Source organism: Roseateles sp. L2-2, assembly GCF_050613215.1.
Taxonomy (GTDB): domain Bacteria; phylum Pseudomonadota; class Gammaproteobacteria; order Burkholderiales; family Burkholderiaceae_C; genus Roseateles; species Roseateles noduli.
Window position 1 is genome coordinate 4,105,316 of sequence record NZ_CP192509.1, and the last position, 25,502, is coordinate 4,130,817.

The following is a 25,502-nucleotide window of genomic DNA, read 5'->3' on the forward strand; positions in this document are numbered from 1 at the left end:
GCCTGATTCTCAGACCCGTTTTTCAGACCGACTTTTGACCCAAGCAGAGACAACGACTGGAGTTCGCATGCTGCAAGCCTACCGCCAACACGAAGCCGAACGCGCCGCGCTCGGCATCCCGCCGCTGCCGCTCGACGCCAAGCAGGTGGCCGAGCTGATCGAGCTCATCAAGACCCCGCCGGCCGGCGAAGACGCCTTCCTGCTGGACCTGCTGACCCATCGCGTTCCCCCGGGCGTGGACGACGCCGCCAAGGTCAAGGCCAGCTTCCTGGCCGCCGTCGCGCACGGCGACCTGAAGGTGGGCCTGATCTCCAAGGCCAAGGCCACCGAGCTGCTGGGCACCATGGTCGGCGGCTACAACGTGCATCCGCTGATCGAGCTGCTGGACGACGCCGAAGTCGCCGGCGTCGCCGCCGCGGGTCTGAAGAAGACCCTGCTGATGTTCGACTACTTCAACGACGTCGCGACCAAGGCCAAGGCGGGCAACGCCCAGGCGCAGGCCGTGATGCAGAGCTGGGCCGACGCGGAGTGGTTCACCTCGCGCCCCGAAGTGGAAAAGAAGATCACCGTCACGGTCTTCAAGGTCCCCGGCGAAACCAACACCGACGACCTGTCGCCGGCGCCGGACGCCTGGAGCCGCCCGGACATCCCGCTGCACTACCTGGCGATGCTGAAGAACACGCGCCCTGACGCGGCCTTCAAGCCCGAGGAAGACGGCAAGCGCGGCCCGATGCAGTTCCTGGAGGAACTGAAGAAGAAGGGTCACGTCGTGGCCTACGTCGGCGACGTCGTCGGCACGGGTTCGTCGCGCAAGTCGGCGACCAACTCGGTGATCTGGGCCACTGGCCAGGACATCCCCTTCGTCCCGAACAAGCGCTTCGGCGGCGTGACGCTGGGCGGCAAGATCGCGCCGATCTTCTTCAACACGCAGGAAGACTCGGGCTCGCTGCCGATCGAAGTGGACGTCGGCGGCCTGGAGATGGGCGACGTCATCGACGTGCTGCCCTACGACGGCAAGCTGGTGAAGAACGGCCAGACCGTCGCCGAGTTCAAGCTCAAGAGCGACGTGCTGTTCGACGAAGTCCGCGCCGGCGGCCGGATCAACCTGATCATCGGCCGCTCGCTGACCGCCAAGGCGCGCGAGTTCCTGGGCCTGCCCGCCTCGACGCTGTTCCGCCTGCCGCAAGCCCCGGCTGAAACCAAGGCCGGCTTCACGCTGGCGCAGAAGATGGTCGGCCGCGCGGTCGGTCTGCCCGAGGGTCAGGGCGTGCGTCCGGGCACCTACTGCGAACCCAAGATGACCACCGTCGGTTCGCAGGACACGACCGGCCCGATGACCCGCGACGAGCTGAAGGACCTGGCCTGCCTGGGCTTCTCGGCCGACCTGGTGATGCAGTCCTTCTGCCACACCGCCGCGTACCCGAAGCCGGTGGACGTCAAGACGCACCGCGAGCTGCCCGCCTTCATCTCCAACCGCGGCGGTGTCTCGCTGCGTCCGGGCGACGGCGTGATCCACAGCTGGCTGAACCGCCTGCTGCTGCCCGACACCGTCGGCACCGGCGGCGACTCGCACACGCGCTTCCCGATCGGCATCTCGTTCCCGGCGGGTTCGGGCCTGGTCGCCTTCGGCGCCGCCACCGGCGTGATGCCGCTGGACATGCCGGAATCGGTGCTGGTGCGCTTCAAGGGCGAGATGCAGCCGGGCGTGACGCTGCGCGACCTGGTGCACGCGATCCCGCTGTACGCGATCAAGGCCGGTCTGCTGACCGTGGCCAAGGCCGGCAAGAAGAACATCTTCTCGGGCCGCATCCTGGAGATCGAAGGCCTGCCCGACCTGAAGGTCGAGCAAGCGTTCGAGCTGTCCGACGCGTCCGCCGAGCGCTCCGCCGCCGGCTGCACGATCAAGCTGAATCCGGCGCCGATCAAGGAGTACCTGAGCTCCAACGTCGTCCTGATGAAGAACATGATCGCCGACGGCTACGCCGACGCGAAGACGCTGCAGCGCCGCATCGAGAAGGTCGAAGCCTGGCTGGCCAAGCCCGACCTGCTGGAAGCGGACAAGGACGCCGAATACGCGGCCGTGATCGAGATCGACCTGGCCGACATCACCGAGCCGATCGTCTGCTGCCCGAACGACCCTGACGACGCCAAGATGCTGTCCGACGTCGCCGGCACCAAGATCGACGAGGCCTTCATCGGCTCGTGCATGACCAACATCGGCCACTTCCGCGCGGCGGCCAAGCTGCTGGGCGGCCAGCGCGACATCCCGGTCAAGCTGTGGGTCGCGCCGCCGACCAAGATGGACCAGAGCGAGCTGATCAAGGAAGGCCACTACGCCGCCTTCGGCACGGCCGGTGCGCGCACCGAGATGCCGGGCTGCTCGCTGTGCATGGGCAACCAGGCGCAGGTCCGCGAGGGCGCGACGGTGATCTCCACCTCCACGCGCAACTTCCCCAACCGTCTGGGCAAGAACACCAACGTGTTCCTGGGCTCGGCCGAGCTGGCCGCCATCGCGTCCCGCCTGGGCCGCCTGCCGACCAAGGAGGAGTACCTCAAGGAAATGGGCGTCATCGACGCCGACAAGGCCAGCGTCTACCGCTACATGAACTTCGACCAGATCGAGGAATACGCGGAAACGGCCAAGACGGTCGCGTGATGACAGGGGCGACCTGACGGTCGCCCCCAAGGAACAAGGGCCCGGAGGTGCAAACCTCCGGGCCCTTTGCATTCATGCGTCCGCTCAGCCGCCGATGACGCCGCAGGCGACGCGCGCTCCGCCGCCGCCCAGCGGTGCCGGGTGGTCGGAGTGGTTGTCACCGCCGGCATGGACCATCAGCGCGTGACCCTTGATCTCGTCGATCTTCATCAGGCGGGGAGACAGCACCGGATTGCTGGACTGGCCGTCATGCGAGACGTACAGCGGGGGCAGGTCGCCGAGATGGCCGTCGCCCCACGGTTCGCCGTGGTGCTTGCTGCCCTTCGGATCGAAGTGGCCGCCGGCGGCGCCGGCCGGCGTCACCGTGCCGTTGGCGGTGGACGGCGCGCACGACGGGTTCTCATGCACATGGAAGCCGTGCACGCCGTGCGGCAGGCCGGTCAGCTGCGGATAGAACGCCAGGCCGTAGGGCGTCTCGACGATGCGCACCGTGCCGGCGGACGCGCCGGGGCCGTCGGCCTGGGCCATGGACAGATTGACGGTCAGCTCGGCGGCGTGGGCGGCCGACAGGGCGGCGCCGGACACGAGCAGGCCCAGACACAACGACTTCACGAGGTTCATTTCAGACTCCTTGACTTCTTACCAGCCGCTCTTGGCCACGTACTTGTTGCCGTTGGCCTGGTAGCGCGCGATGGCGTCCTTCAGTTCCGTGTGCTGCTCGCAGGACGACTTGCACTCGGCGGCCAGCGTCGCCAGACGGGCCTGCGCCTTCGCCAGGTCGCCCTTCATCAGGTAGAGCTCGCCGGAGTATTCCAGCGTGTTGCGATGGTGCGGGTCGATGCGCAGCGCTTCGTCGTAGTAGCGCTCGGACGCGGCCAGATCCGGCGTGGCGGCCTTGCGCGACACGTAGCCCATCAGGTTGTTCCAGTCGGCGCTGCGGCGGTCGTCGACGCGCTTGAGTTCGTCGCGGGCGGCGTCCCACTGGCGGGCGTCGATCAGCTGACGCGCGGCGGCCAGGCGGTTGGCCGACGGCGCGGGGGCGGCGGCCTGCGACGGGGCCATGTCGGCGGCCGAGGCGGATTGCAGGGAACCGGTCAGCGCCACGACGGCGGCCACCAGGGACAGCAGCTTCAAAGTCTTCATGTGTTGCTCCTCAAACGTGATGCAGGACATCCTGCTCCTTGACCTACGGGCTTGGTGTGAAGGCGGATGCAGGCGCGGTCGAAAAATCGTTGTAACGATTCGTCCGGCGCCCCGGCCTTCACCTCGTGTTGATGCGGCGCCGGGTCGACGCCCCTCCCCCACTCGTTCCACGCGCAATCCGTGTTCATCGGCTTCGCACCAGGGTGAGAAACAGCCGACGCTCGATGGCCCGCCAGGTCGAGACCGGCGGCGGGATCGGCAACAGGCATCGTTCCATCGCCTCGAAGCGGCGCTCCCACTGCGCGACCGCCTCGGCGATCGGCGGGGAGTCGCGCATCAAGGCGATGAAGCGACGTCGCGCGGGTCCTTGCAGCGTGCCCAGGACGTACTCGCACGAGAGGTGGTCCACCAGCTCGGGACGGTCGTAGTTCACTGCCAGGACCGGGGATGATCGGGCAAGGAACGCGCTCAGCGCGCCGTCGCGACGCCCCAGAAGAGGTAGTCGGCGCTGTAGCCGACGCGGACGGTGCGAGCGGCGGCTGCGGCGACGCAATCCGGTGCGGGCGGCGCGACGCCGCCGACGGTGTTGAGGCGTTGGACGCTGTCGACCGGATCGAGGCCGCCGACGCCGCTGCGGGACTTCACCGTCAGCAGCAGCCAGGGGATGGCGCCGGCGGTCGGCGCCGGGGACGAGGCCTTGGCCTGCCCGACGATGCGGGAGCCGTCCTCCAGACGCCAGAACGGACCGGCGCCGTGGTCGCCGATCTTGGTGCCGCGCGCGTCGAACAGCGTCGCTTCAGGTCCGCGGAACTGCCATTCCCAGGCGCCGTTGGCGGCTTGCGCGCATTCATAGATCTGGACGCCGGTCGCATGGACCTGGAGCAGCTGGCGCGCGCCGTCGGCGGGCCGCAGCGCCGCGGGGACCTCGGCGGCGCCCGCCGCGCCGGCGCTCGGCGGATCGTCCGGCAGTCGGGACAGTTCGTCCGGAGAAGGACGGGAGGCCTGCGCGCTCGCGCAGGCGGCAAAGACGAGAACGGACAGGACGGCGGTGCTCAAACGCATCATGGAAGTCTCCTGGGAGGATGGAGGAACGAGCGGCGTCGATGCCGCACATCATCCACTTACGGAGACGGGTCCGGGATGGATGCAGCCTGCTCAGATCCAGTCTGAGCGCACCCATGCGCTTCAGCGCTTTGCGGCCTGCCGCATCTCTTCGATCATTTGCTCGGCGTAGCGAGCCAGGACATGACCAAACTTGCGAGTCCTTCCGTCCTCCGCAGGTTGTCGCCATGTCTGCGCGAAGGCACGAAGTTGTTCTTCATTGGTCGACTCCACAAATTCGTCATTGAAGACTTCCTCGAGCGCTTCTCGACGCCGCTCCCGCAACACTTCTACGTCCAACCCCAATAGTTTCCCCATGTACTTGGCGCCAGCGTCGTGGGGATCGGTTGCATACACAGCGCCGCTCTGAAGCGCATAGATGAAACGCCCCTCGCAAGCTTCGTCGATCGGCGAGACGGCCCGTTCCTCACAGAACTCACTTTGCTTAGCGTGCCCGCAATGCCAAGCGGATCGCGCTCCTTTCGGCGTGCGCACGCAAGAGACATGCAAATTGGGATAGTCGAGATCCAGACTCTGAAATTTCGACTGAGGGCGGAAATGCTCAATGTGGCTGTCGGATTCCGAGATCTCGCCTCCGCAGTAACAGCAAAGATGCCCCTGTTCCTCGCGCAAAGCTTGATGGAGATCGCGCTTCCGCTCCCCTCCCAAGTCGACATATCGGGGGTCCCAATCGGCGTCCCCTTCAGTTTTCCACCGCTCGAATGCTTGCGGTGACTCCCGCTTTGCGATGTACCTCATCGTCCCAAAGTCCGTTTCCGCTGCAGCAAGGCCTCCTTGCCGATCAACTCACGCAGCTCGGGCGCCGTCTTGGAGAGTTCGTCGATCTTCTGTTCTGCCACGTCCAGCTGGTTTCGCGTAAGCGCCTCGTCGATCTCATCCAGGCTCGCTTTAACCGGCGTCGCACGGACCTCCGCCGACATCAGCTCCTGGAGCACTTGATTCGAAGTCATGCCAAAGCTGCCTGGAGGGTTCACCGGGCCCTCCGGCGTCAGCAGAATGACGTGGTCATGAGGCAGTTCGCCAATGACCTGCGGCGAGTGGCTGGCAACGATGAATTGCACCTTTGGGAACGCCTTGGTCAGCCCACGTGTCAACGCGCGTTGCCATTCAGGATGCAGGTGCATGTCGATCTCATCGATGAGCACAATGCCTGCCGTCTGTCCGATCACATCGTCGCCCAAGTGCGGATTGAGCAGACACATGCGACGCGCGATGTCCGCGACCAGGCAGATCACGGCGCGCTGCCCCGCACTGAGGTGTTCGAATGAGATCAGATCGTTGGGCGCGTGGTCGTCTCTCAGCCATTCGGAGAGGATCTTCTTGCTCTGAATATCAAAGTGAATGGACTGAAACGCCGCCAGCACTGATCGCAACGCGCGATTGATCTGGCCGAGTTCATCCCCTTCGAAAGTCGAGACAGCCTGCACGGACTGCGAAACGGCCTGCAGGCGTTCAAGGGACTTCGCCACAACCCATCGCTGCAATGCGCTGGCGCTCAATCCTGCATCCGCCCAGGCTTCATACCCGTCAATACGAGAGTTCCGCTCCATCGCCGCATCGACTTCCTTGATCGGCCCGGACCGCCACGCTCGTGCATCCCGGTAGAACGCGATCACAGGAGCGGTCGACAGCGGTGCCCCTTCGAAGCCAAAGGTGCTCGCCACCATCTGATCCCAGAGCGGTCGCGCCGGCGGTGTTCCCTCGCAGCGCTTGACACCAGGCAGCGACGAAACGACCTCCCAGGACGTTCGCGAACCCAAGACCTCGGCGTCGACCTTCACCTGAATCGGGTACTGCTCTTCGAATCGAGAACGGCCGTGCGGCGAAATGACTTTGACACGGGCGCAGCCTGCCTCCGTGAACGCAAGGCTGCTGGCGTCGGGGAGCGCCGGAACGGCGTGGGTCAAGGCCTCGAACAGGCCCAGGAGCAGCGATGTCTTCCCTGTCCCGTTGATGCCGGCGATGACCGACATGCCGCGCTGAAACGGCACGACAAGATGCTCATGTCCGCGATAGTTCTTCAGCTCGATGCGTTGGATATACATGTGGGGTGCCCTCTCCCACCGATCTTCCCACGAGCCGACACCCTCGCCGAGCAGTGCTCAGAGGCTCCGCACCATCTCCACGTGCGCGATCCCGGCCTCTTCGAACACAGGGCCGCGACGCTGGAAGCCGGCGCGGGTGTAGAAGCCTTCGGCGCTGAGCTGCGCGTGCAGCAGCACCTCGCGGTAGCCCTGCGCCCTGCCCGCCTGCATCAGCGCGTCCAGCACCTGGCGGCCGACGCGGCTGCCGCGCATCGACGACAGCACCGCCATGCGGCCGATCTTGGCCACGCCCGGCACGTGCTCCAGCAGCCGGCCCGTGGCCAGCGCCCGGCCCAACCGGTTGTAGGCCACCGCGTGCGTGCAGCTCTCGTCGGCGGCGTCCCATTCCATCTCGGCGGGAATCTTCTGCTCCTCGACGAACACGGCCTGGCGGATGCGGTGCGCGTCCTCGCCCACCGTGGCCCAGTTGCCCACGCGCGCCTCGGTCATCGCCTCGCCGCGCTCGAAGCCCAGCAGCAGGTCGCGCAGCGCCTGCGGCACCGCCTTGGGGATGCGCACCGCCGGGTCGGCGAAGACGTAGACCAGCTCGCCGTGCACCAGACACTCGTCGCCGCGGAAGACCGCGCAGCTCACCGTCATCGAGGTCGTGCCGACGCGCTCGGTGCGCACGCCGATGTCGAGCAGCTCGTCGTAATGTGCCGAGCCGAGGTACTCGATCGTCGACTTGCGGACGAAGAGATCGCCTTCCAGCGACGCCATCGTCGGCGCGTAGGGCAGCGCCAGCGCGCGCCAGTAGCCGCCGACCGCCGTGTCGAAGTAGGTCAGGTAGTGGCCGTTGAACACGATCTGCTGCGCGTCGATCTCGGCCCAGCGCACGCGCAGGCGTTCGAAGAAGCGGAAGCGGTCGCGGCTCATGCCGGCGGCGGTGGCGGTGGTGCTCATGCGGAAGCCTGGGGCGATGTCGAAGGAGTCGAGGAAGTCGAAGGCGTTGCGGGGGCAGAAGCGGCGGAAGGCGCCGGCAGGCCGAAGGCCGTCCTCAGCGCGTCCGCGCAGGCGTCCAGCGCCTGCTCGGCTTCCGGAATGCTACGGCCCATCTTGATGAAGTCGTGGGTCACCCCGCGGTACAGCTCCAGCCGCACCTCGTTGCCGTTGGCGCGCAGCAGGTCGGCGTAGGCGATGCCTTCGTCGATCAGCGGATCGGCCTCGGCCAGGATCAGCGTCGCGGGGGCCAGGCCTTCGTGGTCCTCGGCCTGCAGCGGCGCGAAGCGCCAGTCCTCGCGCTGTTCCGCCGGGATGTACTGGTTGAAGAACCACGCGATGGTGTCGGCGTCCAGCAGATGACCCTTGGCGAAGCGGCGGTGCGAATCGGTGTCCGCGTGCGCGGTCGCGCCCGGCGTGATGAGCAGCTGCATCGCCAGCGACAGGCCCAGGCGGTCGCGGATGTCGCGGGCGTGCAGCGCCGTCACCGCGGCCAGCGTGCCGCCGGCGCTGTCGCCGCCGACGGCGATGCGCGCGCGGTCCAGGCCCAGGTCGGCGGCGGCCGTCGCCAGCCATTCGAGCGCGGCCCAGCAGTCGTCGACGGCACCGGGGAACGGATGGTCGGGCGCAAGCCGGTAGTCGACCGCGACCACCGCGCAGCCCGTGCGCAGCGCCAGCTGGCGGCACAGGCTGTCGTGGGTTTCAAGGCTGCCGATCACGAAGCCGCCGCCGTGGAAGTACAGCAGCACCGGCAGGCCTTCAGGGTGCCGCGTCGCGGCGTCCTCGCGCGTGAGCGGCGCGTAAAGGCGCGCGCCGATGTCGCCGGCGGGACCGGGGATTGCCAGATTCTCGATGCGCGGCAGCGGCGCCCGCGGCAGGTCCAGGATCTCGGCGCCCATGAGGTAGGCGATACGGGCCTGCTTGGGCGTGAGGCTGTGGAACGACGGGCGGTTGGCGCGGTGGATGCGCTCGAGCACCGCGGCCATCCGCGGTGTCAACAAGGTGCTACTCAACGGGAACTCCAGGGCGTAGGCTCGGCTGTCTGCCAAGCCCCAATCGCGGGATTCTCCCAGACCCCGCGGGCTCGCGCCGCCGCGGCCCGTCATCACCAGGCAAAGGACCCTCGCTCATGGCCTTGATCCAGTACCTCACCCACATCCATCTGGAGGCCGGCGCGCGCCGGCTCATCGGCGCCGAATGCGTGCGCGCGGGGATCGGCAAGCCGCTGATCGTCACCGACAAGGGCGTGCGCGCCGCCGGCGTGCTGGACCTGGTCCTGGAGGCCTGGGCCGCTTCGCCGATCGATGCCGCCGCCATGCCCGTCTACGACGGCACGCCGCCCAATCCGACCGAGGCCGCCGTGCGTGAGGCCGTCGAGTTGTTCCGCGCCCGCGGCTGCGACGGGCTGATCGCCATCGGCGGCGGATCGAGCATCGACCTGGCCAAGGGCGTCGCGATCGCGGCGACGCACGAGGGACCGCTGACGAAGTACGCCACCATCCTCGGCGGCGCCGGCAACATCACGACAAAGGCAGTGCCGCTGATCGCGGTGCCGACGACCGCGGGCACCGGCTCCGAAGTCGCGCGCGGCGCGATCATCATCGTGGACGACGGCCGCAAGCTGGGCTTCCACAACTGGGAGCTGATGCCCAAGTCGGCGATCTGCGATCCGGAGCTGACGCGCAAGCTGCCCGCCGCGCTGACGGCGGCGACCGGCATGGACGCGATCGCGCACTGCATGGAGACCTTCATGTCCTCGGCCTTCAACCCGCCGGCCGACGGCATCGCGCTGGAAGGACTGCGACGCGGCTGGCGACAGATCGAACGCGCCACGACGCATCCCGACGACATCGACGCCCGCCTCGACATGATGGCGGCGAGCACCATGGGCGCGCTCGCCTTCCAGAAGGGGCTGGGCTGCGTGCACTCGCTGAGTCACGCGCTCGGCGGCCTGATGCCGAAACTCCATCACGGCACCTTGAACGCCGTGTTCCTGCCGGCGGTGATCCGCTTCAACGGGATGCACGACTCGATGCGGCGCGACGACAAGATCGCCCGCATGGGCCGCGCGATGAACCTTCAGGAAGGCACGCCGGCCGACGAGCTCGCCGGGGCGGTGAAGGCGATGAACCAGCGGCTGGGCCTGCCCGCCGGGCTGGGCGAGATGGGCGTGACGGTCGACCTCCACGAGCAGATCGTCGAGCGCGCGCTGCACGATCACACCCACAAGACCAATCCGCGCGAGGCCTCGGCGAGCGACTACCGGAAGATGCTGGACGAGTCGATGTGAGGCGATTCCCGACCCTCCCTACCAACTAGTAGACAACCGGTAGAATGGGGCCTCGTTCATCCGAATCGGGCCCCATGACCGTCGAGCTCTCCCCCAAGGCCGCCGAGATCGTCGCGCACACGCGTTCGCTGCTGGTCTCCGGCGGCTACAACAGCTTCAGCTACGCCGACCTGGCGGAGCGGGTCAAGATCACCAAGGCGAGCATCCACCACCACTTCCCGAGCAAGGCGGTGCTGGTCCAGCGCGTGGTCTCGCTCTATCGCGAGGACGCGCGCAACGGCCTGGCCGGGCTGGAGCGCCAGATCAACGATCCGTTGGCGGAGCTGAACGCCTACGCGAACTACTGGGCCGGCTGCATCCGCAGCGGCGAGCATCCGTTCTGCATCTGCGCGATGCTGGCCACGGAGATGCCGACGATCCCCGAGGAAGTGGCGGTGGAAGTGCGCGGGCATTTCCACGACCTGGGCGCGTGGCTGGCGTCGGTGCTCAAGCGCGGCGTGGCGGCGGGACAGTTCCACCTCGTCGGCACGCCGGCCAATTCGGCGCGCGCCTTCATGGCCGTCGTGCACGGCGCGATGCTGGTGGCCCGCGCGGTCGACGATCCGAAGGCGTTCGGCGCGATCGTGCAGCCGGCGATCGTCAAGTTGACCCAGCCGGTCTGATCGTCCGTTCCTGTCAGCGGTCCTCGGGCGCCTTGCCCGTGGTCTTCACCGCCCGCAGGAAATCGAAGTCCACGCCCTGGTCGGCCTGCGTGACCGTCTGCAGAAACAGCTTGCGATAACCGCGTTCCGCCGTCGGTTCGACGACCGGGTTCTCCGCGGCGCGCTTGGCGAGTTCCTCATCGGACACCAGCAGCGCGATCTCCCGGTCCTTCACGCTCAGCCGGATGCGGTCGCCGTTGCGCACGTGCGCAAGCGGGCCGCCCACAGCCGCCTCGGGTGTCACGTGCAGCACGATGGTGCCGAAGGCGGTGCCGCTCATGCGTCCGTCGGAGATGCGCACGATGTCCTTCACCCCCGCCCGCGCCAGCTTGCGCGGGATCGGGATGTAGCCCGCCTCGGGCATGCCCGGCGCGCCCTTCGGTCCGATGTTCTTCAGCACCAGGATGTCGTCGGCGGTCACGTCGAGGTCGTCGCTGTCGATGCGCGCGGCCAGGTCCGCGCTGTTCTCGAAGACCACCGCCCTGCCCTCGTGCGCCATGAGCTTGGGATCCGCCGCCGACTGCTTGATGATCGCGCCGCCCGGGGCCAGGTTGCCGCGCAGCACGGCCAGGCCGCCCTGCGGATAAATGGGCCGGTCGAAGGACCGCACCACGTCCTGCTTGAAGCCTTCGCCGTGGCGTTCGATCTCCTCGCCCAGCGTCCGGCCGGTGACCGTCATCGCTTCCAGGCGCAGCAGCGGCTTGAGTTCGCGCAGCAGCGTCGCCATGCCGCCCGCGTGGTGGAAGTCCTCCATGTAATGCTGGCCCGACGGCTTCAGGTCCAGCAGCACCGGCGTCTCGCGCCCCAACCGATCGAGCCCCGCGAGATCGATGTCGATTCCCATGCGGCCTGCGATCGCGGTCAGGTGCACGATGCCGTTGGTGGAGCCGCCGATCGCGAGCAGTACCCGCAGCGCGTTCTCGAACGCGGCGGGCGTCAGGATCTTGTCGATGGTCAGCCCTTTGCGCGCGAGCTCGACCGCCTGCGCGCCGGTCTGCTCGGCGATGCGGATGCGGTCCGCCGTGACCGCCGGCGGCGACGCGCCGCCCGGCACCGTCATGCCGAGCGCTTCCGCCACGCAGGCCATCGTGCTGGCCGTGCCCATCACCGAGCAGGTCCCCACGCTCGCGACGAGCTGGTTGTTGACGTCGGCGATCTCCTGGTCGTCGATCTCGTCCGCGCGGTACTTGCCCCAGTAGCGGCGGCAGTCGGTGCAGGCGCCGACGCGCTCGCCGCGATGGCTGCCGGTGAGCATCGATCCGGTGATCAGCTGGATCGCCGGGATGCCCGCCGACGCCGCGCCCATCAGCTGCGCCGGCACCGTCTTGTCGCAGCCGCCGATCAGCACCACCGCATCCATCGGCTGCGCGCGCACCAGCTCCTCGGTGTCCATCGACATCAGGTTGCGCAGGTACATGCTGGTCGGGGCCGAGAAGCTCTCGTGCACCGAGATCGTCGGGAAGTCCATCGGCAGCCCGCCGGCGAGCATGATCCCGCGCTTCACCGCCTCCAGCAGCTGCGGCATGTTGCCGTGGCACGGGTTGTAGCTGCTGCCGGTGTTCGTGATGCCGATGACCGGTCGGTCCAGCGCATCGTCGGTGTAGCCCGCGCCCTTGATGAAGGCCTTGCGCAGGAACAGCGAGAAGCCCTGGTCGCCGTAGTTGGTCAGGCCCTTCTTCAGGCCCTTGGGTTGATCGCTCACAGCTGCCTCACTCGTCTGCCTTGATGTTGGCCGCGGCGATGACCTTGGCCCATTTCGTCACTTCGCCCTTGAGGCGCTCCTGCGCGGCGGCCGGCGTCAGCGGCGCCTGCGCCACCACGCCCTGCTGGGCCAACTGTGCCAGCACCTCGGGCTTGCGCAGCGCCTTGTAGATCTCCGCGTTCAGGCGCGCCACGACCTCGGCCGGCGTGCCCGCCGGCACCAGCACGCCGAAGGTCGACGTCACCTCCAGGTTGGGAAAGCCGGCCTCGGCCGTCGTCGGCACGTCCGGCAGGTTGGGATCCCGCGTGGACGCGGCCACGGCCAGCGGCGTCAGCTTGCCGCCCTTGATGAACTGCAGGACCGCCGGCACGGTCTCGGCCATGAACTGGAGCTGGCCCGCGATCAGGTCGGTGACGGCCGGGCCGCTGCCGCGATAGGGGATGTTGTCGGTGGCGAGCTTGCTCTGGAGCTTGAGCATCTCCGAGGCCATGCGCTGCGGCGCGCCGGCGCCGGAGGAGCCGAACGAGACCTTGCCGGGATTGGCCTGGATGTAGGCGACGAGTTCCTTCAGCGACTTGGCGGGGACGGAGGTGTTGGCGACGAAGACCAGCGGCACGCTGCCGACGACGGCGGCGGTCTGGAAGTCCTTGACGAGGTCGTAGCGGACCTTGCCTTTCTCCAGGGTGGCGATGGTCGAGTGCGAGGTCATCGCGCCCATCAGGATCGTGTAGCCGTCGGGCGCGGCCTTGGCGACGGCCTGCGCGCCGAGGTTGCCGCCCGCGCCGGCGCGGTTCTCGACGATGACCTGCTTGCCGAGTCCGGTGGAGAGCTCCGCCGCGAGGATGCGGCCGATGATGTCGGTGGCTCCCCCGGGCGAGAACGGGACGATCATCGTGATGACCTTGTCCGGCCAGGTGGCCGCGACGGCGGAGCCGCCGAGCGCGAGCGAAGACGCCGCGACGCCTGCGGCGGCGGCGAGGACCTGGCGTCTGTCGACTCCGGATTTGGGATGGGAAGAGCTGGGCATGTTGTCTCCTGGCCTTGAGGATGGCGCTGTTGTGGGTCGCATGTTTCGTCAAACACGACCTGAGAACAATTTGCTTCCCATTGATTCAGAGCAAAAAATTCCTTATGTTCCGGAACACCGGTCCGGGCCGGCGCGATGAAGGACGAGGGACGAGGACATGGATCTGCGCTACGTACAGAGCTTCGTGACGACGGTGGAGTGCGGCTCCATCGCGGAGGCGGCCCGACGGCTGGACATGACCGCGCCGGCGGTCGCCGCGCGGCTGAAGGCGCTGGAGGACGACCTCGGCACGCCGCTGATCCGGCGCTCGGGGCGCTCGGTGAAGCCGACGGCGGCGGGGCTCAACATCTTCGACCGCGCGCGCAACATGCTCCGCGAGGAGCGCGACCTCCGCGCGCTCGCCAACGAGAAGGTCCAGTTGGGCGAACTGCGGCTGGGCGCGTTCGTCTCGGCGCTCACGACGGTGCTGCCGCCGGTGCTGCGGCGGCTGTACGCGAGCCACCCCAACCTCTCGGTCTCGGTGGTCTCCAACGCGTCGACGGAGCTGGTCCGCATGGTGGCGGCCGGCGACCTCGACGCCGCGGTGGTGGTGGAGCCGCAGTTCGCGATCCCCAAGACCTGCGAGTGGCGAGAGCTGATGACCGAGCCGCTCGTCGTCGTCGCACCCAAGGAACTCGCCCGGCGCGACGCGCACGACCTGCTCCGCACGGAGCCCTTCATCCAGTACGACCGGTCGGTGCTCGGCGGTCAACTCGCAGATCGCTACCTTCGCCAGCAAGGCCTGACCCCGCGACGGCGGCTGGAGATCAACGGCCTGATGTCCATCGCGGCGATGGTGGACCAGGGGTTGGGCATCTCGCTGCTGCCGGACTGGTCGGCGCTGTGGTCCAGCGGGCTGTCGATCCAGAAGGTGCCCCTGCCCGGCACGGCGCCGGTCCGCAAGAGCGGCTTCGTCTGGAGCGCGCAAAGCCCGCGCGCGCCGTTGGCGCGGATGTTCCTGGAGCAGGCGGAGGCGCTGTTCGCGCCGAAGGCGAAGCGCAAGCGCTGACCGATAAATCCTGGCAAAACAGGCGGTTAGGCCATTCAAGCCTCGTAGACTTCTAATCACCTGCCAAAGCATCCGGATAGGCACACTCCACCGCAAAGAGGCGTATATTCCTGCCAAAGCAGGAGGAAAAATGCGCAGAGTCGTTCGCGAGCCCTTTCCCGACCCCATGGTTCGGGATGCCATTGCCTTCGGGCAGGCGATCCGCGCTGCCCGGACGGCGGCGAGCATCAGCCTGGAAACAGCGGCTGAAGCACTGGGAATCAGCAAAGCCACGATGAGCGACCTCGAAAGCGGCAGGGGAACGGTCGCGCTGGCTACTGCCCTCCGCGCCGCTCAAGATCTCGGTGTCGCGTGCTTCACCACGCCACTGGCGAGCCAGCTTGAGGCTGCTCGTGCGCTGCAGGACGTGCGGAGCGGGAATCCTGAGCCGTGGGGCGGCATCGACGCCAAACGCGCGCTCCCCGTTTCGCGCCGACAAGCCGGGACGTCTGAATGAACCGTCTCGCGATCCGGACGTCGGGCCGGCAGGTCGGCACGCTGATCCATGACCCCACGCGAAATCTCTTCGACTTCGTCTACGACCGGGACTGGCTCCGATCGGAAGACAGCTTCCCCCTGAGCCCGCAGATGCCGATGGCATCTGACACCACTGCGGTGGACGGCGCCCCTTTTGAGGCATTGGCGCCCGAAACGCGCTCCGCCATCGCCAGGGCGTTCTTTCAGAATCTGTTGCCGGAAGGACAGGCACTGGACGTCGCGGCACAAGCCAACGGCCTATCCAAGGCCAACCTGGCAGGTCTTCTGCTCGCACTGGGCGCGGAGACGTCCGGTGCATTGAGCGTCACCCTGGCGGACGCATCGACAGCACCGACCGACGCGCGGACGGCGTTGCGTGCGCTGCCATTCAGCGAGTTGAGCGAGCGCATCCGTGCCCGGGCGCAGACCCCCTTCTCCGTCTGGGATGGAAAGGTGCGGCTGTCCATCGCCGGCTTGCAAGACAAGATCGCCGTGTTCGAAGACCACGGCGAGCTCTTCCTCGCCGATGGCGGCGGGTTTGCCTCGACGGTGATCCTCAAGCCCGCGCCGCAGAATCCGCGCTTCGGCGACCTGCCGGCCATCGAGCATGTCTGCATGCATCTGGCAGCGGCCGTGGGGATCCCGACTGCACGCACGCGACTGCTGCACGTGCCGGAACCGGTGCTCCTCGTCGAACGCTTCGACCGCAAGCGCGCCACGGACGGCCGCGTGGAGCGGCTGCACATCATCGATGCGTGCCAAGGACTAGGCCTGACTCCGGAACTCAAATACGAGCGCGCCTATGGCGATCAGGAGGCGGTGAAGCATCTCCGCGACGGCGCTTCGCTGCGGCAGCTGTTCAGCCTCTCGGCAGCAAGTGCCTCCCCGTTGTCCATGCGCATGCAGCTCGTGGACCGGCTCATCTTCAATGTGCTCATCGGCAACACCGATGCGCACGGCAAGAACTGGTCGTTCTTCATCGAACGGCGCGCCGGATTGCTGAGCCTCGCCCCGGCCTACGATCTGGTGGACGTCGAGGCGGTCGCCGACGAACACATGAGCACGAGCTTCGCCATGGGCATCGGCGACGCGTTCCATCTCGAGGAACTTGGCGCCTTCCAGTGGGCGAGCATGGCCATGGAATGCGGCCTCGCCCCGCGGCAACTGGCCACGCGCATCCGGGCCTTGAGCACCCGACTGCCCAAGGCGCTCAACGACTCGCGTTCCGCGCTGGAAGAGCAAGGCGTGACCCCGGCGCTGCTCGATGCCATGGCCGCGCGTCTGCGGCATCGTTGCGAGCTCCTCGCCAGGCACGCGTCGTTGATTCCTCAGGTCTCTGCGGAAGACTTGCTGTGACGCGCTCACGCCCGCACGCAAGCCATGCCGCCCCGGCATAACAGCTAGCGCCGTTGCGGCATTGGTGCCGATCAGGTCCCCGACCAGAATGCGCGCGGGCGGACTGTCCCGGTCCTGCCCTCCGCGCGCCGTCTCCGGCGCCGATTCCCCCACAAGGTCCCCATGAAGAGACAAGCATTCCTCTGGGCCGGCGCCGCATTGGCGTTCGCCGCTCCGCTCGCGTTCGCGCAGACCCTCCCGCCCGGTCCCGTCAAGATCGTCGTCGGCTACTCCGCCGGCGGCGCCGTGGACGTGGTCGCGCGCGCCGTCGCCGTGCGGCTGCAGACCGAGCTCAAGCAGCCCGTCATCGTCGACAACAAGCCCGGCGGCGGCAGCAACATCGCCGCCCGCACCGTCGTCACCGCGCCGGCCGACGGCGCCACGCTGCTGATGGCCGCCAACGCCGTCGCGGCCAACATGGCCCTCTACCAGCCGCCGCCCTACGATGTCGAGAAAGACCTGGCCCCGGTCGCCCTCATCGGCCGCGTGCCCGTCATCATCGCGGTCAACCCCGAGTCGCCGTACAAGACGCTCGCCCAGCTGATCGAGGCCGCCAAGGCCAAGCCGGAATCCGTCGGCTACGCGACGCCCGGCAACGGCTCCACGCCGCATCTGGCCGTCGAGCTCTTCGCCAGCGCCGCCAAGATCAACCTGATGCATGTGCCCTACAAGGGCGGCGCCCAGGCGCTCACCGACGTCATCGGCGGCCAGGTGCCCGTCGTGGCGCTCAACGCGCTGGAGATCCTGCCGCACTGGAAGAGCGGCAAGCTGCGCCCGCTGGCCGTGCTCAGCGCCAAGCGCTCCGCGCTGTTCCCCGACGTGCCCACCATCGCGGAGTCCGGCTTCCCCGGCTTCGAGGCCTCGGTCTGGTACGGCCTGATGGCGCCGGCCGGCACGCCCAAGCCGGTGCTGGCCGCGCTCAGCGCCGCCGCCGTCAAGGCCGCGCAGTCGAACGAAGTCAAGGAACGGCTGGCCCAGGCCGGCGGCGACAGCACGCCCGGCGACGCCGCGGCCTTCGCCAAGCACCTGCACGCCGAGCGCGAGCGCTACACGAAGCTGATCACCGCGGCCAAGATCAAGCCGGACTGAGCAAGTCCCTCCGCCGACCGCGGGTCGCGGTCGGCACGTTCGGGCGAGGCGCGCGCGCCTTGCCCGGCAACGGGCGATGTGCGCCTGCGCTGCGCGGACCGGCCGGGTAATCACGCTCGCGACGCGCGGGGAATCGACGTCTCATCGATCCACAAGATCAGGAGACACCATGTCCACTCCCCGCTTTGCCCTCCGCTCCCCCCCTCGCTCCCAGCGTTCGACGCCGTCGTGCCCGTCACGCCGTGCGGTCGCCATCGCTGCCGCCACGGCAGCGCTGGTCGCGTTCGGCGTCCTGCCCGCGATGGCGCAGGACTTCCCCTCCAAACCGATCCGCTTCATCGTGCCCTATGCGGCCGGCGGCACCACCGACCTGGTCGCGCGCACCGTCGGCGCGCACATGGCGCAGACGCTGGGACAGGCCGTCGTCATCGAGAACCGCGGCGGCGCCGGCGGCAACCTCGGCATGGACGCGGTCGCCAAGTCCGCGCCCGATGGCTACACCGTCGGCATGGGCGCCATCTCGACCAACGCCCTGAACCCGCACATCTACAAGAAGATGGCCTTCGACCCGCGCAAGGACTTCAGCGCGATCGGACTGCTGGGCAACTCGACCATCGTGCTGGAGGTCTCGCCGTCCGTGCCGGTCAAGACCGTCGCCGAGCTGCGCGCGCATGTCGCGAAGAACCCGGGCATGCCCTTCGGCACCGCCGGCGCGGGGACGTCCATGCATCTGGCCGGCGTGCTGTTCGGCCAACTCAGCCACACCGAGTGGGTGCACGTGCCCTACAAGGGCAGCGCGCCCTTGATCACGGACCTCATCGGCGGTCAGATCCCCGTGGCCTTCGACAACCTGCCCGCCTCGCTGCCGCACATCCAGGCCGGCAAGCTGCGCGCGCTGGCCGTCGCCGGCTCGCAGCGCAACCCCGCGCTGCCGGACGTGCCCACGCTCGCCGAGGCCGGTCTGCCGGGTTATGCGATCGAACCGTGGTTCGGCGTGTACGGCCCCGCCGGCCTGCCCGCGCCCGTGGTGCGCCGGCTCGAACAAGCGCTGAAGGCCGCGCTCGCCGATCCCGGCGTGAAGGAGAAGCTCGTCGCCGCCGGCTTCTCGCCGAAGTCCTCGACCGCCGCGGAACTCGCCACGCTGTCGGCGCAGGAGTACGAGCGGCTCGGCAAGGTGGCGCGCAGCGCCAACATGTCGGCGGACTGAGCGCCCTCGCCGGGCTGCCTCAGCGCGCGGGACGCTTCACCGCCGCGCCCGCCTTGCACGACGCGGTGTCGAACTGCGTCGTGCCCGGCGCGCCCTTGCCGCCGGTGGCGCCGTCGGCCGGCGTCCATTCGTTCACCAGCGGGAGGCTGCCGCCGAAGTCCGCCGCGGTCATCGCGGTGAAACGCGTCTGCCACTGCGACCCGTGCGGCGTGCTGAACAGCTGCACCTTGGTCAATCCGCCGCGGCCCGTCGGCAGGTTCACCGCGTAGGTCGCGAAGTTGTCGCCGCTGGTCGCGTCCTTCGCGCCGCGCTTGTAGCCGGTCGCGTCGTTGGGCCGGTTGAAGTCGCGATAGCCGATCGGCAGCAGATGCCGCAGCACCGTGCCGTCCGCGTAGGTCGCCACCAGCGTGTAGTCGCAGCCGTTGTACACGCAGTAGTAGCCGCTCCAGCCGCCCGGCTTGTCGCTCAGGATGCGGTCGATGTCGGCCTGCACCGTCGGGTCCATGCGCTGCGGCAGGTTGCCGGTCCACGCGGGCGTCACCACCATCGTGCTGGCAGTCGGCGCCACGTTGAAGTGGGACACCGTGCCGATCACCGTCTGCACCTGCTGGTCGAGCTGCAGCACGTCGGTGCCCGCACGGGCGCGGTCGTCGTTGGAGACCTTCTCGAACGCACCCGTCGCGCGGTTCCAGCGCTTGTAGCCGCCGTCGAAGCTCGCGTCCGGGAACAGCTTGTCCAGGAAGCCCTGCTGCATGATGGCCGCCTGGTAGTCCGAGAACGCGTTCCACCGGTAGGTCTGCGCGTTGCGGTCGTCGTCGCCGCCGGACATCGGCGTGCGCTGGTAGCAGACGCCGCCCACGGTACGCGCGCCGCAGTCCTGGCCGCTGAACTCCCGCGTCGTGAGCAGCTGCTGCTTCACGCTGTCGAAGCCCCAGCTGGAGCCGCTCTTCGTGCCCATCGGATACGGATCGTCGCCCGCATCCGCCGCGGCGTCCGCGTGCGGCAGGCCGTAGGCATGGCCCATCTCGTGGTTGAAGATGGCCGAGTAGATCGTGTCGGGCCGGTAGTCGCCGCCCGACACGGCCACGCCGCCGCCGCCCAGTCCGCCGCCGGTCGAGGCCGCGACCTGCTTGCCGCCGCTGATCGTCTGGACGAAGCCGTAGAAGCCCGCCGCGAACGAGCCGTCCCGGTTGCCCGTCCAGCCGCGTATGTCACCGAGGATGCGCAGCATGCGCGCGTTGGTGTCGCCGTCGATGGCGCGGTAGTCGGCCCACGAGGAGACCGTCATCGCGGGATAGCAGAACTTGTCGTCGTTGCGGCCGGGCACCGCGAGCTGATCGATCGTGACGGCGCCGGCCACGCGCGTGTCGAGCTTCGCGATGGGGAGCTTCTCGCGGTATTCGACGTCGATCGCATAACCGGCCGTCGACGCGACGCCGAGCTTGAAGTCCGCCACGACCGATTGCGCCGCGCGGGCGCCGAACAGGTACATCGGCACGGTGTGATGCTTGAGCGTCGTCGCAGGCGTGACCGTCAACGCGACCTTGCGCGGCGATGAGAAGTCGACGTTGCCGACCTCCAGCGTCGCGCCGATCTGCAGCCACTCGCGGGGCAGCAGCGCGCTGTACTTGACCGTCGAGTAGGCGACGCCGCCGCCGTCCGCCGCGGGCAGCTTGGCCGGCGCGTTCATCGTCAGCGGACCGAGCGTGCGGCCGTCCGCCAGCTTCGCGCGCACGACCAGCGTGGTCACGCCGCCGGAAGGTTCGAGCATCAGCAGCGCTGGGCGATCGGCCACCAGCTGCAGCTTGCGGCTCGTGTTGTTCTTGACCTCGTTGGGCGATTGCAGCGTGCGGCCGCCCGCAGGGATCACATGCGTCTGCGCCAGTTCGACGCCGCGCAGCTCGGGCGTCGGAGCCGGAGCCGGAGCCGGAGCCGGAGCAGGAGCAGGAGCAGGAGCCGGTGCAGGCGCAGGTGCGGGTGCGGGTGCGGGTGCGGGTGCGGGTGCAGGTGCGGGTGCAGGTGCAGGTGCGGGTGCAGGTGCAGGTGCGGGTGCAGGTGCAGGTGCAGGTGCGGGTGCGGGTGCAGGAGCCGGCGACGGAGCAGGCGCTGGCTCAGGTGCCGGGGCCGGTGCAGGCGACGGAGCGGGAGACGGTGCAGGCGCAGGTGTGGCGCCACCGCCGCCTTCGCCCGGCGTCGTGCCCTGCGTGGGCGTGGGCGTGGCGTCCTTGTCGCCACCACCGCCGCCGCAAGCGGCCATGGCGGCGGCTGCGATCAGGGCAAGGACGGACGGGAGCACATGCGGCGGGCGAGGACAGTTCATCACGGGCGAGGAGCAAATCGGATCGGGCCGCGATGATCGTGGATCAGGCTTGAAAGCGCATTCATGCCTGACCAAGTCTTACACCTGATTCAGCCCTGCCACAGGTGGCGAAGGGCTCGCAGGAAGACCGCGCGCATGGACTGCGCGCGGTTGGTGGGGTCAGGTGTTGCGGCTCAGCGCGCGGGGCGCTTCACCACGGCGCCGACCTTGCAGGACGCCGTGTCGAACTGCGTCGTGCCCGCGGCGCCGCGGCCGCCGGTGCTGGCGTCGGCCGGCGTCCACTCGTTGACCAGCGGCAGGCTGCCGCCGAGGTCCGCGGCGTTCAGCACCGTGAAGCGCGTCTGCCACAGCGAGCCATGCGGCGTGCTGAACAGCTGCACCTTCACCAGGCCGCCCCGGCCCGTGGGCAGGTTCACTGCGTAGGTGGCGAAGTTGTCCGCGCTGGTCGCATCCTTCGCGCCGCGCTTGTAGCCGGTCGCGTCGTTGGCCTTGTTCCACTCGCGGTAGCCGATCGGCAGCAGGTGGCGCAGCACCGAGCCGTCCGCATAAGTCGCCACCAGCGTGTAGTCGCAGCCGCTGTTGACGCAGTAGTAGCCGTTCCAGCCGCCGGGCTTGTCGCTCAGGATGCGGTCGACGTCGGCCTGCACCGTCGGGTCGACGCGCTGCGGCAGGTTGCCGGTCCACGCCGGCGTCACGACCATCGTGCTGGCCGTCGGCGCGGCGTTGAAGTGGGAGACCGTGCCGATGACCGTCTGGACCTGCTGGTCGAGCTGCAGCACGTCCGTGCCGGCGCGCGCGCGGTCCTCGCCGGTGACCTTCTCGAAGGCGCCGGTCGTGCGGTTCCAGCGCTTGTAGCCGCCGTCGAAGCTCGCGTCCGGGAACAGCTTGTCCAGGAAGCCTTGTTGCAGGATCGCCGCCTGGTAATCCGAGAACGCATTCCACCGGTAGCTCTGGGCATTCCTGTCTTCCTCGCCGCCCGACATCGGCGTGCGCTGGTAACAGACGCCGTTGACGGTGCGGTTGTCGCAGGACTGCCCGCTGAATTCACGCGTCGTCAGCAGCTGCTGCTTGACGCTGTCGAAACCCCAGGCGGAGCCGCTCTTCGTGCCTTGCGGATACGGATCGTCGCCCGCCTCCGCCGCCGTGTCCGCATGCGGCAGGCCGTAGGCGTGGCCCATCTCGTGGTGGAAGACGGCCGAGTAGATCGCCTCGGGCCGGGTGTCCCCGCCCGACACGGCCACGCCGAGGCCGCCCAGGCCGCCGTTGGTCGAGGCCGCGACCTGCTTGCCGCCGGTCACGGTCTGGATGTAGCCGTAGAAGCCCGCCGCGAACGCGCGGTCGCGGTTGGCGGTCCAGCCGCGCATGTCGCGCAGCACGCGCAGCAGGCGGGCGTTGGCGTCGCCGTCGATGGCGCGGAAGTCGGCCCACGAGGAGACCGTCATCGCCGGATAGCAGAACTTGTCGTCGTTGCGGCCGGGCACCGCGAGCTGGTCGATGGTGATCGCGCCCGCGATGCGCGCGTCGAGCTTCGCCACGGGCAGCTTCTCGCGGTACTCGGCGTCGATCGCATAACCGGCCGTCGAGGCCGCGCCGAGGTTGAAGTCCGACACCACCGACTGCGCGGCACGCGCGCCGAAGAGGTAGATCGGCACGGTGTTCAGCTTGAGCGTCGTGGCCGGCGTGACGGTCAGCGCGATCGTGCGGGGCGAGGAGAAGTCAGTCTGGCCGACCTCCAGCGTCGTACCGATCTGCACCCATTCCTTGGGCAGCAGCGCGCTGTACTTGACCGACGAATACGCGACACCGCCGCCGTCCGAGGTCGGCAGGCGCGCCGGCGCGCTCATCGTCAGCGGGCCGAGCGTGCGGCCGTCGGCCAGCTTCGCGCGGACCCGCAGCGTGACGACGGCGCCGTCCGCCACATCGGGCTGCAGCATCAGCAGCGCCGCGCGGTCGGCCACCAGCTGGAGCTTGCGGCTCTTGTTGAGCTTGGCCTCGTTGGGCGACTGCAGCGTGCGGCCGCCGGGCGGGATCACATGGGTCTGCGCGAGCTCGACGCCCAGCAGCGCCGGCGTCGGCGCGGGCGTGATCGCCGCGGCCGTGTCGGGTGCCGGCGCCGGCGCGGGTGCCGGTGTCGGCGCAGGGGTCGGTGCGGGCGATGGCGACGGCGCGGCACTCGGACCCGGCAGGTAGAGGGCCATCACGCCAACCGGCGCGGGCGCGGCGGCGACCGCCGTGGCCGGCGTCGTCGCGGGCGCGGAACGCATCGGCACCGACGACGCCGTGCGGGCCGTCACGGTGGCGGGCACGGCCGCCGGCGGCACGAGCGGGGGCGGTGTCGGCACGCCGCCGGTCGCGGCGAATCGCGGCTTCTTCGCGGCGGCCTGCGCCGACTCCGACGGACGCACGGGACCGATGATGTCGTTGCCGCCGCCGCCCTTCGCGACCGGTGTCTCGGTGGCGCGCACGGGCGTGTGATCGCTCCCGGCCTTGAAAGCGGCGAACGACGCTGCGGCGAGGAACGCGGCAACGGAGATGACCGCTTTGGGGTAGGGAACCATCATGGGTGCGACATACGAATCTGAAAAGGCGGCGAATGATCAACGATCCTTCCAGGTTCTCAGCCCCCACCTGACCAACTCTTACACCTGATTCAGGAGAGCGACAGGTCACGCCGACGTCAGCGTCCGGAGGTAGATTCCGGGGTCATGACTTGCCTCTGGACCCCCTCGCGCCGCGGCCTGCTGCAGGCCGCCCTGGCCGCCGGCTGCGCTCCGGCCCTGCTCCGCCATGCCGATGCGGCGGGCACCGCCGGAACGCCGCTGTTCGCCCTGGGCATCGCGTCCGGCAGCCCGCGCGCGGAGCGCGTCGTGCTGTGGACGCGACTGATCGGAGAAGCGCTCCCGAAAGAGGTAGACGTGCAGTGGGAGCTCGCGGAGGACGAGTCCTTCAAGACCATCGCGGCGCGCGGCACGGAGCGGGCCGAGCCCGGCACCGCCCACAGCGTGCACGCCGAACCGGGCGGTCTGCGCCCGGACCGCTGGTACTGGTACCGCTTTCGGGCGTTGGGCCAGCAGAGCCCGGTGGGGCGCACGCGGACGGCGCCCGCTGAAGGCGCCGCAAGCTCGCCGCTGCGCTTCGCCATCGCGTCCTGCCAGCGCTACGACCATGGCGAATACGCCGCCTGGGGCGACATGGCGAAGCAGGACCTCGACCTGGTGCTGTTCCTCGGCGACTACATCTACGAGTACGCCACGGCGGCGTCGAGCAAGGCGCCGCGTCAGCACCGCGGCGGCGAGTGCCGGACGCTGGACGACTACCGCCAGCGCTACGCGCAGTACAAGGCCGATCCGCAGCTGCAGGCGATGCACGCCGCCGCGCCGTGGATCCTCACCTGGGACGACCACGAGGTCCAGAACGACTGGGCGGGCGACGTCTCGCAAGACCTGGCCCCCGACTTCCACCGACGTCGCATCGCCGCCGCGCAGGCTTATTGGGAACACCAGCCCTTCCCGAAGCAGATGCGCCCGCGCGATGCCGAGGTGAGCTTGAGCCAGCGCTACGACTGGGGCGGTCTGGCGCGCTTCGTCACGATCGACGACCGCTCCTGGCGCGATCCGCAGGCCTGTCCGAAACCCGGGCGCGGCGGCTCCAACACGGTCGATCTGAAGGACTGCCCGTCGCTGCGCAATCCGCAGCGCACCTTGCTGGGCGCGCCGCAGGAGCAGTGGCTGCGCGACAGCTGGGACGCGACGCGGCCCTGGAACCTGCTCGCGCAGCAGACGCTGATGGCGCGCTTCAACTCGCAGGATCCGGCGCAGGGGCCGGGGCGCTACTGGACCGACGGATGGGACGGGTATGCCTTCGCCCGCGAGCGGTTGCTGCGTGATCTCGAAGCGCGGCGCGTGCCGAATACGGTGGTGCTCGGCGGCGACGTGCATGCGAACTACGTGGCCGATCTGAAGCTCGATTGGGACGATGCCAACGCGCCGGTGCTGGCCAGCGAGTTCTGCGGGACATCGATCTCCAGTCATGGGATGGAGCAGGCGCGGCTCGACCACGCCCTGCCCTTCAATCCGCACATCCGCTACGGCCGCAGCGACCAGCGCGGGTACATGCGATTCGAGCTGCGCGCGGAACGGCTGGACGCTGAGCTGCGCAGCGTGCAGACACCGTGGGATGCGAAGAGCGCGATGTTCACCGCGGCGAAATTCGCAGTGGAGGCCGGACGGCCGGGAGCCCAAGTGGCCTGACCTTCCTGCTCCC

21 protein-coding genes are annotated in these 25,502 nt (G+C 68.8%); 9 read left to right on the forward strand and 12 right to left on the reverse strand.

What is annotated here, in order from left to right:
- Positions 1-67: 67 nt before the first annotated feature.
- Positions 68-2,656 (forward strand): bifunctional aconitate hydratase 2/2-methylisocitrate dehydratase, encoded by a 2,589-nt coding sequence (acnB, locus tag ACQZ13_RS18455; RefSeq protein WP_431046913.1) that lies wholly within the window; start codon positions 68-70, stop codon positions 2,654-2,656.
- A gap of 84 nt (positions 2,657-2,740) precedes the next feature.
- On the opposite strand, the gene sodC is transcribed toward acnB, so the two are convergent.
- From sodC to ACQZ13_RS18495, 8 genes are all read right to left on the reverse strand, one after another.
- Entirely contained in the window at positions 2,741-3,277 is a 537-nt protein-coding gene (gene sodC / locus ACQZ13_RS18460) for a superoxide dismutase [Cu-Zn] SodC (RefSeq protein ID WP_431046915.1), read from the reverse strand.
- Positions 3,278-3,295: 18 nt separating this feature from the next.
- On the reverse strand, positions 3,296-3,799 hold the full coding sequence (locus tag ACQZ13_RS18465; RefSeq protein WP_431046917.1) for a tetratricopeptide repeat protein: 504 nt from the start codon (positions 3,797-3,799) through the stop codon (positions 3,296-3,298).
- 184 nt (positions 3,800-3,983) lie between these two features.
- Entirely contained in the window at positions 3,984-4,232 is a 249-nt protein-coding gene (locus ACQZ13_RS18470; protein WP_431046919.1) for a hypothetical protein, read from the reverse strand.
- Between the two features lie 35 nt (positions 4,233-4,267).
- Positions 4,268-4,864 carry a DUF3455 domain-containing protein gene (locus tag ACQZ13_RS18475; protein WP_431046921.1) on the reverse strand — a complete coding sequence of 199 codons (597 nt, stop codon included), beginning with the start codon at positions 4,862-4,864 and terminating at the stop codon, positions 4,268-4,270.
- 120 nt (positions 4,865-4,984) lie between these two features.
- Positions 4,985-5,659 carry a retron system putative HNH endonuclease gene (locus tag ACQZ13_RS18480; protein ID WP_431046923.1) on the reverse strand — a complete coding sequence of 225 codons (675 nt, stop codon included), beginning with the start codon at positions 5,657-5,659 and terminating at the stop codon, positions 4,985-4,987.
- Entirely contained in the window at positions 5,656-6,966 is a 1,311-nt protein-coding gene (locus ACQZ13_RS18485) for an AAA family ATPase (protein ID WP_431046925.1), read from the reverse strand. Before ACQZ13_RS18485 ends, ACQZ13_RS18480 begins: the two co-directional genes overlap by 4 nt.
- A gap of 57 nt (positions 6,967-7,023) precedes the next feature.
- Positions 7,024-7,908 (reverse strand): YbgC/FadM family acyl-CoA thioesterase, encoded by an 885-nt coding sequence (locus ACQZ13_RS18490; protein ID WP_431046927.1) that lies wholly within the window; start codon positions 7,906-7,908, stop codon positions 7,024-7,026.
- Positions 7,905-8,930 carry an alpha/beta hydrolase gene (locus tag ACQZ13_RS18495; protein ID WP_431053282.1) on the reverse strand — a complete coding sequence of 342 codons (1,026 nt, stop codon included), beginning with the start codon at positions 8,928-8,930 and terminating at the stop codon, positions 7,905-7,907. The genes ACQZ13_RS18490 and ACQZ13_RS18495 overlap by 4 nt, the downstream gene beginning before the upstream one ends.
- Positions 8,931-9,073: 143 nt before the next feature.
- On the opposite strand from ACQZ13_RS18495, the gene ACQZ13_RS18500 reads away from it, so the two are divergent.
- Together ACQZ13_RS18500 and ACQZ13_RS18505 are read left to right on the forward strand one after the other, a co-directional pair.
- Complete coding sequence (locus ACQZ13_RS18500; protein ID WP_431046929.1) at positions 9,074-10,234, forward strand: iron-containing alcohol dehydrogenase; 1,161 nt, start codon at positions 9,074-9,076, stop codon at positions 10,232-10,234.
- Positions 10,235-10,308: 74 nt separating this feature from the next.
- Entirely contained in the window at positions 10,309-10,896 is a 588-nt protein-coding gene (locus ACQZ13_RS18505) for a TetR/AcrR family transcriptional regulator (RefSeq protein ID WP_431046931.1), read from the forward strand.
- 13 nt (positions 10,897-10,909) lie between these two features.
- Here the strand turns inward: ACQZ13_RS18505 and ACQZ13_RS18510 are convergent, their stop codons facing one another.
- Together ACQZ13_RS18510 and ACQZ13_RS18515 are read right to left on the reverse strand one after the other, a co-directional pair.
- A complete protein-coding gene (locus ACQZ13_RS18510) occupies positions 10,910-12,637 on the reverse strand; it encodes an IlvD/Edd family dehydratase (protein WP_431046933.1) in 1,728 nt (575 codons plus the stop codon).
- Positions 12,638-12,644: 7 nt separating this feature from the next.
- Positions 12,645-13,664 (reverse strand): Bug family tripartite tricarboxylate transporter substrate binding protein, encoded by a 1,020-nt coding sequence (locus ACQZ13_RS18515; protein ID WP_431046935.1) that lies wholly within the window; start codon positions 13,662-13,664, stop codon positions 12,645-12,647.
- Positions 13,665-13,821: 157 nt separating this feature from the next.
- On the opposite strand from ACQZ13_RS18515, the gene ACQZ13_RS18520 reads away from it, so the two are divergent.
- The 5 genes from ACQZ13_RS18520 to ACQZ13_RS18540 all read left to right on the forward strand — a co-directional run bounded on the left by ACQZ13_RS18520 (position 13,822) and on the right by ACQZ13_RS18540 (position 18,919).
- Complete coding sequence (locus ACQZ13_RS18520; RefSeq protein ID WP_431046937.1) at positions 13,822-14,712, forward strand: LysR family transcriptional regulator; 891 nt, start codon at positions 13,822-13,824, stop codon at positions 14,710-14,712.
- Positions 14,713-14,842: 130 nt separating this feature from the next.
- Positions 14,843-15,208, forward strand: coding sequence for a helix-turn-helix domain-containing protein (locus ACQZ13_RS18525; RefSeq protein WP_431046939.1), 366 nt, complete (start codon positions 14,843-14,845; stop codon positions 15,206-15,208).
- Complete coding sequence (locus ACQZ13_RS18530) at positions 15,205-16,584, forward strand: HipA domain-containing protein (RefSeq protein WP_431046941.1); 1,380 nt, start codon at positions 15,205-15,207, stop codon at positions 16,582-16,584. Before ACQZ13_RS18525 ends, ACQZ13_RS18530 begins: the two co-directional genes overlap by 4 nt.
- Before the next feature lie 162 nt (positions 16,585-16,746).
- Positions 16,747-17,712: a tripartite tricarboxylate transporter substrate-binding protein gene (locus ACQZ13_RS18535; RefSeq protein WP_088408848.1), complete on the forward strand. Its 966-nt coding sequence runs from the start codon at positions 16,747-16,749 to the stop codon at positions 17,710-17,712.
- 169 nt (positions 17,713-17,881) lie between these two features.
- Positions 17,882-18,919: a Bug family tripartite tricarboxylate transporter substrate binding protein gene (locus ACQZ13_RS18540; protein ID WP_431046943.1), complete on the forward strand. Its 1,038-nt coding sequence runs from the start codon at positions 17,882-17,884 to the stop codon at positions 18,917-18,919.
- Positions 18,920-18,938: 19 nt separating this feature from the next.
- On the opposite strand, the gene ACQZ13_RS18545 is transcribed toward ACQZ13_RS18540, so the two are convergent.
- Both ACQZ13_RS18545 and ACQZ13_RS18550 read right to left on the reverse strand, forming a co-directional pair.
- Positions 18,939-21,176: a M66 family metalloprotease gene (locus tag ACQZ13_RS18545; protein WP_431046945.1), complete on the reverse strand. Its 2,238-nt coding sequence runs from the start codon at positions 21,174-21,176 to the stop codon at positions 18,939-18,941.
- Between the two features lie 236 nt (positions 21,177-21,412).
- A complete protein-coding gene (locus ACQZ13_RS18550; protein WP_431046947.1) occupies positions 21,413-23,800 on the reverse strand; it encodes a M66 family metalloprotease in 2,388 nt (795 codons plus the stop codon).
- Positions 23,801-23,944: 144 nt separating this feature from the next.
- On the opposite strand from ACQZ13_RS18550, the gene ACQZ13_RS18555 reads away from it, so the two are divergent.
- On the forward strand, positions 23,945-25,489 hold the full coding sequence (locus ACQZ13_RS18555) for an alkaline phosphatase D family protein (protein ID WP_431046950.1): 1,545 nt from the start codon (positions 23,945-23,947) through the stop codon (positions 25,487-25,489).
- The last annotated feature ends 13 nt before the right edge of the window (positions 25,490-25,502 follow it).